Source organism: Pseudoalteromonas sp. DL-6, from assembly GCF_004328665.1.
GTDB lineage: Bacteria > Pseudomonadota > Gammaproteobacteria > Enterobacterales > Alteromonadaceae > Pseudoalteromonas.
Genome location: NZ_CP019770.1, coordinates 388,302 through 401,407 on the forward strand (window position 1 = coordinate 388,302; position 13,106 = coordinate 401,407).

A 13,106-nucleotide genomic window follows, 5' to 3' on the forward strand; every position below is an offset into this window, starting at 1 on the left:
GCATTTTTAATTAAGTAAAAATAAAGGAAAATCATGAGTAAACCAGTAGTATTAAGTGGCATGCAGCCAACCGGTGGTATGACAATAGGCAACTATGTTGGCGCTATTAACCAGTGGGTTAAGCTACAGGAAGAATATGATAGCTACTTTATGCTTGCAGACTTGCATGCAATTACCGTACGCCAAGACCCTGAGTTATTGCGTGGTCGTGTACTCGATGGCGTTGCTTTATATACGGCGTGTGGCATTAACCCAGAAAAAGCGGCATTATTTGTTCAATCTCAAGTGCCAGAACATGCACAACTTGGTTGGGTATTAAACTGTTATGCGCAAATGGGTGAGCTTAATCGTATGACCCAGTTTAAAGATAAGTCGGCAACGCATGCTAATAATATTAATGTTGGGTTATTTGCTTACCCAGCTTTGCAAGCGGCTGATATTTTACTATACCAAGCAGATAAAGTGCCTGTTGGCGAAGATCAAAAGCAGCACCTTGAGTTAACGCGTGATATTGCTAATCGTTTTAACAATGTATACGGCGAGATTTTTACGCTGCCAGAACCTTATATTCCTGAGTTTGGTGCGCGAGTAATGAGCCTACAAGATCCACTGAAAAAAATGTCTAAGTCTGATGAAAACCCCAATGGCTTTATTATGATGTTAGACGAGCCTAAAAAGATTGAGAAAAAGCTTAAAAAAGCGGTTACTGATTCAGACGAGCAAGCACGCATTTATTTTGATCGAAGTGAAAAACCAGGCGTTTCTAACTTACTTACGTTATTAAGTGTTGCAACTAAGCGTCCAATCGAAGAGTTAGTACCTGAATACGAAGATAAAATGTATGGCCACTTGAAAAAAGACACCGCAGCAGCTGTCGTGAGCATGATAGAGCCAATTCAGGCTCGCTTTAAAGAAATACGTGAAGACCAAACATTATTAAATAACATCATGAAAATGGGGGCCGAGAAAGCCAGTGCCCGTGCTGAGAAAACATTAAAAGCAGTTTATGATGCGGTTGGATTTATTCCACGCCCATAAGCTTGTTTATTTGCAGATACAAAAATGCCGCTAATTTAGCGGCATTTTTTATATCACGCTGATTAACATTAAAAAGCCAAATATAAACAGAAGTGACATTGCTTGCTTGTCTGTTTTATCCATTACTCGGCCTTAACGGTTGTTTTGAAAGTTGTATTGTTAATATCAACTAAAGATACTTGGTAGCCTTTATTTTCAAGTAATGTCAGTAAGCTACCTTCTCCGGCTAGGTGACCTGCTCCCACAAGTACGAATTCACTTTTATCGTTATTAAACATTTGCTCTACTTTAACTAGCCAGTTATTGTTTCTATCAGTCATTAATTGTTTATAAGTTGCAGGATCATTTTTTTGCATCGGTTCAAGTGCTACTGTGTAGAGCGATTGCATATCACCTTTACGCCAAGCTGAGAGTAATTTTTTAAACATCACACCGTAATTATCAAACCCAGCTAGATTATTTTTGATAAAGTCATTTTCGCTACCTTCACCCATAGTCTTAAATAACTCTAGCTGAAACGCCATAGTCTCTAAGTATTGTTGTTCTTTATTATCTAATGTCGCTTTTTTAGTAAAGTAAGCGTCAACGCCTTCACCCATTAAATTTTGTTTTTGCAGCTCCATCGACATTAGCACAATACTAACCATTGCAGGGCGAAAGTTATCTAATTTAGTTAGGTTTGCACCAAATTCAGCCAGCTTTTTTTCTAATGCGAGCTTTACCTCTGGAGTTAGCTTTTGGCTCAATGTTTCATTATTTTCATAAGATAGTGCGCTCAACATTTTCATTTGTGCTTGTGCATCGCTAGGATCAGGTATTCGTGCTTCTAATACAATCGTATCTGCTTGCTTATAGGCGTAGCTAAACTCCACTGGTAGAGGCATCTCTGACTTAGGTAAAATGTGTACTGTGCCGCCAATAAATAATGAGTCATTTCCTTTACTCACTTGCCACACTGAACTTTGTGCTTGTACAGTCGTTGCTAATAAGCAGCTGCTCAATAATACGGTTGCTGAAAATACTTTTTTAGTAAATGTGTTCATAACACTTCCTTAATGAAATTTGATTTATTATTGATTGGTTAAAATAGTGCTTATATAAGTTGTTAGTGACGACGTTATTTTTGAAAGGTTGCTATCAATTTTTGCGTTCATCTTGTTGATAGAAGATTCAAAGTCGGTTGCAATTTGGTTCTCTATACTAGTAAATAATGTTTCAGTGTTTACTTCATGCTTGATGAGGAAATCAGTGTTTGTAGCATAAATGACTTGATTGCTGCTGATGACCTTTTCACCCACTGCACATTGATCTGAATTGGTTAGTAGCGTGTTGTTTTTACTTTCTGTAGCGATTGCAGAGGCTGTACTAAATACTGTTGCTAATAAAATTACGGGTAATACTTTTTTAGTTGCGTTATTCATAATGAAACCTTTTTTAAGTTTAAAAGTCAGCTTAATTACTATTAAAAAGTAGTGTTTAGTAAGCTGCTTGTTGATGACGTTTTAAAGAATATCGCTAAATTTATCTAGAGTCGCTTATCTACTTATGAGTGATTTATTTATAAGGTTTTTATTTTTTTTGTTGTTTTAAATTAGAGGGTTAATCACAAACCTTATCTGTGAATATAAGGTTTTAAATTAACCTAGCTATATTAAAAAGTGTACCTGTGATAGGGTTGTTGAAAAATAAAAATATGTAAAGACTATGAATTATCAAATCGGACCTTGGCAATTTATTAGTAATCGATGTGTGATTACTTCAAACAACATGGAAAGGGAATTAGACCCACTTTTAGTAAAGCTATTACTGTATTTTATAGATAAGCCCCAACAAATCGTTTCTCGCCAAGCGCTAGTAGAGAGTGTGTGGCAGCAAAGCTTTGTAGACGACAATGCGATTAATCGCGCTATTTCGGAGTTAAGAAAACAGTTAGCTCACCCTACTGAAAAAGCACCACTTTTAAAAACGCATTATCGAAAGGGTTACAGCTTAACGGTAATACCAGCGCAATTAACGCAACTTGTAGAGCCTAATGAATCGCCGAATGATTCTGCGGTTTTTACTGCAAAAGATGAAGATATTGCTGCCATAACAGCTCCTCAACCGAACTCAAAAAGCGATTTGAAAAAGCCCTTTATCTATTCTTCATTAGCCATTATATGTTTGTGTTTTTTAGTGTGGTTAGGTGTGATATTTGTTAATACACCCTACACCGAGGAGGTTAAACAGGTCACGGTAAATAAGGTGGCGAGTACATGGAATTTAGGTAGCGAGGTACACCCCGAGTTATCTTCAGATAGACAATTTTTAGCCTATACCAACGTTGCACCAGAAAATGATGTAATGCACGCATTTGTGAAGCGTCTTTCAGATCAGCGAGAGGTTGAGATTACATACCCAGGTTTTCAGGTATCAATCTTATCGTGGCAGTTAAATCAACACTCGGTGCTTTTACAGGCTACCAACTTAAAGAAACAACAGTGTGAAATGGTACTTGTTGATTTAAGTCAGTTTCCTATTGTTGGTGACACTCAGGTAATTAAAAAGTGCGACCTAAGATACACAGGCTATGCGCAGTTAGACCAAAGTGCTGAACATATTTATTACACTGAGTATAAAAATGAACAAGATGGCGCTGGCTTATATCGATTTGACTTAAATAGGCAGAAGGAATCAATTATTATTCCTCCGCCAGGCATAATGTATGGCATCAGTATGCCTCGTTTATCTCATTCAGGTAAAAAATTGGCCTATATACTTAATCAAAAAGGCCAACCATTCTCTGTATTTACATATAACTTTGCAACTCGAGAGACAAAGCGTTTATATCAAGCAAAAAATAAAACTCTTAGCTTTGCTTTTGATTGGCTTATAGATGATAAAGGTATAATTGTCTCTGAGGGTTCACAGTTAACCACGGTATTACTTAATGGAGAAAACCTTGTTAAAAAGACAGTACATGTCACGCCCGAAATATCACCCTATTATATAGCTGTTCAGTCGGCAAATAGCTTATTTTACTCTGCAAATAAAACGCAAGCGTACTCACTCACCAAAGTAACGGGGTTATTCAATGGTAGCCCTAAATATGAAGCACTCTACAAAAGTGAAAAAGATGACTACAGTATTGTTGAAGTAACCTATAAACAAGGCGCTGCACATGTTTTTGTATCAGAGCGTTCTGGAAGTAGCCAATTATGGATCTCTCAAAACGGGCTTACAAAGCAACTGAGTTACTTTAGCTACGATGGCCTATCTAACTATGTGTTAGGAGGTTTAAAAGTATCATCAAACCAGCAGCGTATATTGTTAAGAAAAAATAAAACCTTCGCATTTTATGATATGAATACTGAAAAGCTCTACCCGTTAGAGGAATTTAACGGGCGTAAAATAGTAAGTTATATTTGGTCAGCAAGTAATGAAAGCATTCTTTATATCGAAAAGCTTGGCGAAAAAAATAGAGTCGCTGAATTTAACTTACTCACCCGAGATACAACTGTTATGGAAGACATTAAAGCAAGTAAGCTTATATCTGATAATAAAGGTAACGGTTATGCTATTAGCCATAATCAATTAATACGGCTTTCTGACGGGCAAAACTGGGGTTTATCTAAAGAGGCTAGTAAAGCTAATATTTATGCCGTTCGTGATAACTATTTATATTATTCAGATTCTATTTCGCGTGTAGCCAGGCTTAACTTACAAGATAGAACCATACAGGATGTCCACATGGATTTTCGACCGATTACTTTTGAAATAAGTGCAGATAACGAAATTCTATTTACCGGATCTAAGTATAAAGATATGCAAATAGTACAAATCAGTTGGGACGAATAGCATTATTTATTATACCGAGAAAGCCACTACCTGTGCTGAGAAAACATTAAAAGCAGTTTATGATGCGGTTGGATTTATTCCACGCCATAAGCCTGTTTTTTATATCTGCAAAAATACCGCTAATTTAACGGCATTTTATTTTAATGTTTTATAGCAGAAATACCGGCAGATTCACACGCTCTAACTATGAATTGATAGCCATAAGGCATACTTTGATCAGGCGTTATTTCAACAATTTCATAATCATTGAGTTCTATCACTTTACTACTTACTGCTTTCTTACATCTAGAGTGGGTATTAGCTTCAAAGTTGAAGGCAAACTCTGCGATTAGCCATTTGCTCAATTCAAAATAACTCTTAGCTTTAATTGATGATACTGGTGTAGAGTCACTCTCTTTTTTGTCTAATTGAGCGTTGAATTTGGCATTGGGCCCTGAATTTGTTTTAGGTGCCAGCTTTTGATTTTTAGTCGATGCCGTTTCAATAGAGCTGTTAGAGCCAAGGTTTTGTAACTTCTCTATAAGTGCGTCAGTACTGATACCTTCAGCTAAAGCAGCTAAATTAATAAATACAAAAATCGTTAAAAAAAATCTTACTACAGCGGTTAACAGTGGGGAATAGCTTTGACTGATGAACTTAACTTGCTTTGAGCCAAATGGCTTTATTAATAGCAATGCAATGATATACAAGGGTAAAACTAACTGTAATAGAAGTAAAGTTATTACTGTAATCAATAGCGCCGAAGGAGGTAAGTAAAGCAAAGTAGCGAAGTTGTGAGTGTAGTTAAAATCTGCTGAAGAAACTAATGCCACTTCATTTACGATACTACTCGCGCTAGCCAACACGAAGTTAGCAATCGTCGCATAAAAAAGAAGAATTAAAGCTTTACCAGCCAAAGAGTGCCAAAGTTTAATAAACTTTGGCCAAAATTCAATGACCAAGGCGCTCATTGTTAAAAGCGCACACAAAGATCCAGATTGAAAAAAAATTAAAGCTATAAGTGCAGTTAAATAAAGCTTTTGTGCGGTACTAAGCTTAAACCATATCGGCTTTATGTGGTTATTTATAGACATCTTATGCGTCTTTATACATTTTAAGAGCTTATGGAGCCTCTTTTTAGCACGCCATTTTGCAATTTTTAAATACCTTAACACGGGCTTTCCTTAACGTGTATTACCGCTATTTATTTAATAGCGGTTTTAAGTAGTGCCCAGTATGTGAGCGCTGACATTCAGCCACTTCTTCTGGTGTACCTGCAATCAGTATTTCACCGCCGCCAGCACCTCCTTCAGGGCCTAAATCAACGATCCAGTCGGCTGTTTTGATTACATCTAAGTTGTGCTCAATTACTACAATGGTATTGCCATGGTCGCGTAGGCGATGCAGTACTACTAATAACTGTTCAATATCAGCAAAATGGAGCCCCGTGGTTGGCTCATCAAGAATGTACAAGGTTTTTCCAGTATCACGCTTAGAAAGCTCACGTGCTAACTTAATTCGCTGTGCTTCACCACCCGAAAGTGTTGTAGCGGCTTGGCCTAAACGGATATAAGAAAGTCCAACATCCATTAGGGTTTTAAGTTTACGTGCAATAGCCGGTATTTTATCAAAGTAGTCATGGGCATCTTCAACGGTCATATCGAGCACTTGGTTGATGTTTTTACCTTTATATTGTACTTCTAAGGTTTCGCGATTATAACGTTTACCCTTACACACATCACACGGTACATAAACGTCTGGTAAGAAGTGCATTTCTACTTTGATAACGCCATCGCCTTGACACGCCTCACAACGGCCACCTTTAACATTAAAGCTAAAGCGACCTACTTTGTAACCACGTGAACGGGCTTCTTGAGTACCTGCAAACAGCTCACGAATACCGGTGAAAATACCAGTATAAGTAGCTGGGTTTGAACGTGGTGTACGGCCAATAGGGCTTTGGTCAATATCAATTACTTTATCAAAGTGCTCAAGTCCTGCAATTGACCCATAAGGAGCTGCTTCAGCAGTAGTTGCACCATTGAGTTCAGTGTGGGCAAGTTTAAATAAGGTATCGTTAATGAGCGTTGATTTACCCGAACCAGATACGCCGGTAATACAGGTCATTAAGCCAAAAGGTATTTTTAAATCAACATTTTTTAAGTTATTACCCGTTGCTCCAAACAGCTCTAACCATTTATCGTTAGTAGCATGGCGTTCTTTAGGTACTTCTATTTTACGCACGCCCGATAAAAACTGGCCGGTAACCGAGTCTTTGCTCGCTAAAATATCATCGCGCGTACCTTGAGCAATAACATGGCCGCCATGTACGCCAGCACCTGGGCCAATATCAATAATATGGTCAGCCGCACGAATAGCATCTTCATCGTGTTCTACAACAATAACGGTATTACCTAAATCGCGTAAATGAACTAAGGTTTTCAATAAACGGTCGTTATCACGTTGGTGCAAACCAATAGAAGGTTCATCCAGTACATACATAACACCCACTAACCCAGCACCAATTTGACTCGCTAAGCGAATACGCTGTGCCTCACCGCCTGAAAGTGTGTCGGCGCTGCGCTCAAGTGATAAGTAATTTAGGCCTACATTTATTAAGAACGATAACCGGTCGCGAATTTCTTTTAGAATTTTTTCGGCGATTTGGCCTTTTTGCCCAGTTAAATGCAAACCTTCAAAAAAGCTCATCGCCTCACCAATACTCATATGCGTAATGGTTGGCAAGTTAGTTTGACCAATAAATACATTGCGTGCTTCTTGGCGCAAACGTGAGCCTTTACAACTAGGGCAGGCTTGGCTGGTTTGATATTTGGCTAGTTCTTCACGCACTGAGTTTGACTCAGTTTCACGGTAGCGGCGGTTCATATTGTTTAACACGCCTTCAAATACATGATTACGTGTAATTAAATCACCGCGGTCATTACGGTAATTAAATGCAATTTTAGTATCGCCAGAGCCATCTAAAATAATTTTTTTATGTTCTTTTGCAAGCTCTTGATAAGGAACATCTAAATCAAACTCGTAATGTTGTGCAACCGCTTGCAACATTTGATAATAGTAAAAACTGCGTTTATCCCAGCCTTTAATTGCGCCGCCGGCTAAGCTTATTTCAGGGTTATGAACCACGCGATTCGGGTCAAAGTATTGTCTTACGCCTAAACCATCACAGCTTTGACAAGCTCCTGCAGGGTTATTGAACGAAAATAAACGCGGTTCAAGTTCGGTCATCGCATAGCCACAGGTTGGGCAGGCAAAATTAGCTGAAAACAGCATTTCGTCTTTATTGCTGTCATCCATAAAAGCGATGTTAGCAACGCCGCCTGACATTTCGAGTGCCGTTTCAAAAGACTCTGCAAGGCGTTGCTGTTGACCCTCTTTTACCTTAAAGCGATCAACCACGACTTCAATGGTATGCTTTTTATGTAAATCTAGCGGTGGTGGATCGGATAAGTCGCATACTTCACCATCTATACGAGCACGAATGTAACCTTGACTGGCAAGTTGTTCTAATAGTTTTACATGCTCACCTTTACGGTCTTTAACAACAGGGGCAAGTAGCATTAACTTAGTGCCTTCAGGCAGCGCTAATGCGGTATCGACCATTTGACTAATTGTTTGCGCTGCTAAAGGAAGATCATGAGTTGGACAGCGAGGTTCGCCAACCCGTGCAAACATTAAACGCAGGTAATCGTAGATTTCAGTAATGGTTCCCACGGTTGAACGGGGATTATGCGAGGTTGATTTTTGTTCAATGGAAATAGCAGGGGAAAGGCCTTCAATATGATCTACGTCAGGTTTTTCCATTAATGACAAAAACTGCCTTGCATAAGCAGAGAGTGATTCAACATACCGGCGTTGCCCTTCTGCATATAGCGTATCAAATGCAAGTGATGACTTTCCTGAACCAGATAAGCCAGTGATAACAATTAGTTTATCACGTGGGATGGTTAGGCTGATGTCTTTTAAATTGTGCGTGCGGGCGCCTCGGACTTCAATGTTTTCCATGCTATCTCGTTTATTGCCAAAATTATTTGTTCAGTATCGCATAATACGCTGCAATATTAATCCTTGATCATTGAAAAAATCCTTAGTTATAGACGATTAATTATTGCCAAGCTTGTGATAGAATCCTTGCCTAATTTTTTCACACAGTAAGATCACGCAAATAATGACCGCATCTTCACTTAATTCACGAGAGAAACGCGCCGCCGTATCGTTAGCGAGTGTGTTTGCATTTAGAATGCTCGGCTTGTTTATGCTGATGCCTGTTTTAGCTATTTATGGTCAATCGCTTGAAGGCTTTTCACCTTTATGGATAGGTTTTGCAATTGGTGCGTATGGTTTAACGCAGGCCGTATTACAAATACCTATGGGACGGCTGTCCGATAAAATTGGCCGTAAAAAAGTGATTGTAGGTGGTTTGCTTGTATTTGCCTTGGGTTCAGTAGTTGCGGCTTTGGCCGAGTCCATACAAATGGTAACGGTAGGGCGTGCCTTGCAAGGTATGGGCGCTATCGCCAGCGCATTATTAGCGTTTGCATCAGATTTAAGTCGTGACGAACAACGACCAAAAGTCATGGCGGTGATTGGCATGAGCATAGGTATGAGCTTTGCCTTCGCTATGTTGCTTGGCCCAATAGTGGCAGCTTCATGGGGTATAGCAGGGGTGTTTTGGTTAACTGCTATACTGGCTGTATTAGGAATTTTTATTGTTACTATGCTAGTACCCAGTGCAATAAATAAAGCGCCTAAAGGCGATACACTCGCCAGCTTTAGCGATATTAAAAAGCTAATTAAACACCCGCAGCTTGCGCGTCTAAATGCAGGCGTATTATTGCTGCATTTAACATTGACGACTATTTTTGTAGTATTACCGAGCCAATTAATTAAAGATGGACTCGTGGCTGAAAACCATTGGCAGCTTTATATCCCGGTTTTGTTTTTAGCATTTTTCTTAATGGTGCCAGTAATGATAGTGGCAATAAAAAAAGAGAAAGAAAAACAAGCCTTTATTGGTTCAGTGATGGTTTTAATAGTCAGTATGTTAAGTATGTCTATGTGGGCTAATAGCGTTGTTGGCATTGCAGTTTGCATGCTGTTATATTTTGTTGCTTTTAACTTTTTAGAAGCCACTATGCCGGCTCTTGTGTCGCGTATTGCGCCTGCAAGCCAAAAAGGCTCCGCTATGGGCGGATATTCATCTAGCCAGTTCTTAGGCGCTTTTTTAGGCGGTATGTTGGGCGGGTATGTAGCACAAACCACCAGTACGCAAGCTGTGTTTGCGGCGGCGGCACTTGTTGGGGTAATATGGCTTATTATTGCGTGGAAAATGCAAGTCCCACCGAAAAGCAAAGTTATTAGTTTAATGACCCAATTAGATTCTGAAGAGCAGGCACAAACATTAGCTTCTCAGTTAGTTGCTTTACCCGGCGTAATAGAAGCAACCGTAGTTCGCGATGAAAGTCGAAGCTACTTAAAGATTAATGATAAAGAATTTGACCTAGACCAAGCCCGAAGAGTGGCTGGTTTAATCTAACGTTTATAGGAGATGGTTCCATGGCACGCGGTGTGAACAAAGTAATTTTGGTTGGTAATTTAGGGCAAGATCCTGAAGTTCGTTACATGCCTAATGGTAATGGCGTAGCAAATATTACCTTAGCGACTTCAGACAGCTATAAAGATAAAAACACTGGCCAAATGGTTGATAAAACTGAGTGGCACCGTGTAGTGTTTTTTGGCAAATTAGCTGAAATTGTAGGTGAATACTGCCGCAAGGGTTCACAAATTTACGTAGAAGGTAAACTTCAAACTCGTAAATGGACTGACCAACAAGGCCAAGAGAAATACACCACAGAAATTGTTGTTGATGGCTTTACTGGTCAAATGCAAATGTTAGGTGCACGTGGTGGCGACCAACAAAGTGGTGGCTATCAAGGTAACCAAGGTGGTCAACAAAGTGGCGGCTATCAAGGTAACCAAGGCGGACAGCAAAGCGGTGGCTATGGTCAAAATAACCAAGGCCAAAATAGTCAGCAAGGCAGTTATGCTCCACAGCAACAATCTGCACCTGCTCAGCAGCCGGCTCCACAACAAAATAACCAGTATCAACCACAGCAGCAAGGTGGTTTTGCACCTCAGCAAAGCAATGCACCGCAACAGCAAGGTGGGTTTGCACCTAAGCCACAAAATGCACCGCAAGGTGGCGCATCAAACCCTATGGAACCAACGATCGACTTTGATGACGATATTCCCTTCTAGCTAGAATTTTTTAGTTCAAATATATTAAGAAAGAGCCCTGATTTATCAGGGCTTTTTTATTGATAATAAGTACTTTCTCTCTGGCTTATCGTATTTGAATAAATAATCCTTATTAAAAAACTATAAATAGCTTTAAGGTTTTCAAAGCAGAGCAACACTCCTATTTGTGCGCACAAAGATGAAGCCATTACTAATGCTGTTGACTACTAAATATAATGTTTATAAACATTAAAAGCAGCCGCTAAACTTTTATTATTGGCTTGTACAATTGCAAATAGTAGACAACACTTTAATAACTTATTTAATGAGCGGGTAGGTTATGAAAGCCAGTCAGTTTCAGTTTACCAATTACGCTAGTGCCTTATTTTACGCTCTGTGTTTTATGCTATTTGTTATTTTTAATAGTGGTTTGAATTTAATTTTACAATATCAAAATGAGCAAGCAGGGATAGTACTCGCCAAGCAACTGCAGCAGCCGCTAGTTAATAAGCAGCAGCTTTTGGCAAATACACCTTTTACTCTCGCCCCAGATAAAGTTTCTGTTTATGTAAAGCAGCAAAAGCATTATTTCAGCGCTAATTCTAAAGGGATTTTGTTATATTCATGGCCCACTTGGTATGCTTATAACCACCTGTTTATAATAATGAATTTATTTATTTTGACTATTATTTTTGCTGCTAGGCACTTTATATTGCTTAAAGCGACTGTAAATAGCTCAGTGCCGAAACAGCGAAAGCAAAACGATGACCATAAAAAGGTGTGTCATACGCCTAAAATAAAGTCCCCACAACCGGTAATAGAGGTCGCAGCGAAGGAGTTTAAAACAGCTGGCTATAATATATTTGCGCTTATTCAATGTGAATGCCACTTTGATGCAAACACAGACTTACAAGCGACTCTTAAAGTATTACTAGCAAAAGGCTTTACCAATACGGCTGCAATATCCGTTAAATTGTTAGCCGCGGGTAATTTTGCTTTTACTCTCAAAGGGGTTAGTGCGATTGAGAAAAAAAGTTGCGCTAAATACTTACATCAATGCATGCTTAATGCAGCCGATACTTTAGCTCCTAGAGTGACTAAAGAGTGCATAAAAGTAGGTGTGTGTACTTACTACTCGAATGCTGATCAGGTGATGGTGTATCAGCTCGCCAGATCGTCACTTACACTATCAATGCAAAGTAGAGTGAAGCATTACCATCAATTGGCACTCAATTGCAGTCACCTTCAAATGCCTGATGAAAACCTAATTACACAGCGAGTTGAAAAACAAAAATTAGCGATTTTATTTCAACCTGTATACGAGTTGGATAGTGGCACTATTGTTAAGCATCATGTTTTAATTAAAAGTAGCGATAAGGCAAATAAAAAACTATTGAATCAAGACTATATCAGTCAGTTTTACAACGAAGGTGAGGCGCTATTGCTTGATCAGGCCGTTGTTATGCAAGTTAAAAAGCTGTTGCTAATAGAAAAGTCATCGTCCGTTGTTAGTATTAAGTTACATCCTAAAAATTGGTTTAATAGCGAGTTTTGGTGTTGGTTAAGTACACATACGAGTGACTTGAAAAGCCTGCACACTTTACAGTTTTTGATAAATGAAGCTGATTTTTTAAATTACCAAGATCGATTGCAGGTCGCTTTTTCGGCCATAACAGCGCTCAACTTTAATATCGTTATTGATGAGGTGAAAAGTAGTAAGAGTATTTTTAATTTCACCTATAATAAGCAAATAGCAGGGCTTAATTTAGCCTTAGAGCTTGTTCATGGAATAGATCATAATTATTTACAGCAGAAGTCGGTCAGGGGAATTGTGCATATTAGTAAATTATTAAGTTTGCCAGTGGTGGCCTCGAGCGTAGAAACATACCAGGAACTACAATTTTTAAAAGTGATAGGTGTTAGCACTGCACAAGGGGGGTATTTTTCTAGATTATTACCCGACTACACTCAAGTTGCATTTCATTAGCTCTGTT

General features: G+C 38.9%; 9 protein-coding genes. 5 read left to right on the top strand and 4 right to left on the bottom strand.

Going from position 1 to position 13,106, the window contains the following annotated elements; all coding sequences use genetic code 11:
* Nucleotides 1-33 precede the first annotated feature (33 nt).
* The gene (trpS, locus tag B1F84_RS01755; protein ID WP_008466239.1) at nucleotides 34-1,038 is read left to right on the top strand and encodes a tryptophan--tRNA ligase; all 1,005 of its coding nucleotides are present in this window, start codon (nucleotides 34-36) and stop codon (nucleotides 1,036-1,038) included.
* Between the two features lie 122 nt (nucleotides 1,039-1,160).
* On the opposite strand, the gene B1F84_RS01760 is transcribed toward trpS, so the two are convergent.
* Nucleotides 1,161-2,081, bottom strand: coding sequence for a TraB/GumN family protein (locus B1F84_RS01760; RefSeq protein WP_131690396.1), 921 nt, complete (start codon nucleotides 2,079-2,081; stop codon nucleotides 1,161-1,163).
* A gap of 27 nt (nucleotides 2,082-2,108) precedes the next feature.
* Nucleotides 2,109-2,459, bottom strand: coding sequence for a hypothetical protein (locus B1F84_RS01765; RefSeq protein WP_131690397.1), 351 nt, complete (start codon nucleotides 2,457-2,459; stop codon nucleotides 2,109-2,111).
* A 283-nt stretch (nucleotides 2,460-2,742) separates the two neighbouring features.
* Here B1F84_RS01765 and B1F84_RS01770 point away from each other — a divergent pair, with 283 nt between their 5' ends.
* Nucleotides 2,743-4,875 (top strand): winged helix-turn-helix domain-containing protein, encoded by a 2,133-nt coding sequence (locus B1F84_RS01770; protein WP_131690398.1) that lies wholly within the window; start codon nucleotides 2,743-2,745, stop codon nucleotides 4,873-4,875.
* A 140-nt stretch (nucleotides 4,876-5,015) separates the two neighbouring features.
* Here B1F84_RS01770 and B1F84_RS01775 read toward each other — a convergent pair whose 3' ends face one another.
* Both B1F84_RS01775 and uvrA read right to left on the bottom strand, forming a co-directional pair.
* Complete coding sequence (locus tag B1F84_RS01775) at nucleotides 5,016-5,948, bottom strand: hypothetical protein (protein ID WP_240702009.1); 933 nt, start codon at nucleotides 5,946-5,948, stop codon at nucleotides 5,016-5,018.
* Between the two features lie 106 nt (nucleotides 5,949-6,054).
* Entirely contained in the window at nucleotides 6,055-8,880 is a 2,826-nt protein-coding gene (gene uvrA, locus B1F84_RS01780) for an excinuclease ABC subunit UvrA (RefSeq protein ID WP_131690400.1), read from the bottom strand.
* A 163-nt stretch (nucleotides 8,881-9,043) separates the two neighbouring features.
* Between uvrA and B1F84_RS01785 the strand changes: the two genes are divergently transcribed.
* From B1F84_RS01785 to B1F84_RS01795, 3 genes are all read left to right on the top strand, one after another.
* Entirely contained in the window at nucleotides 9,044-10,411 is a 1,368-nt protein-coding gene (locus tag B1F84_RS01785) for an MFS transporter (protein WP_131690401.1), read from the top strand.
* Nucleotides 10,412-10,431: 20 nt separating this feature from the next.
* On the top strand, nucleotides 10,432-11,133 hold the full coding sequence (gene ssb, locus B1F84_RS01790; protein WP_131690402.1) for a single-stranded DNA-binding protein: 702 nt from the start codon (nucleotides 10,432-10,434) through the stop codon (nucleotides 11,131-11,133).
* A gap of 319 nt (nucleotides 11,134-11,452) precedes the next feature.
* Nucleotides 11,453-13,099, top strand: coding sequence for an EAL domain-containing protein (locus B1F84_RS01795; RefSeq protein WP_131690403.1), 1,647 nt, complete (start codon nucleotides 11,453-11,455; stop codon nucleotides 13,097-13,099).
* The last annotated feature ends 7 nt before the right edge of the window (nucleotides 13,100-13,106 follow it).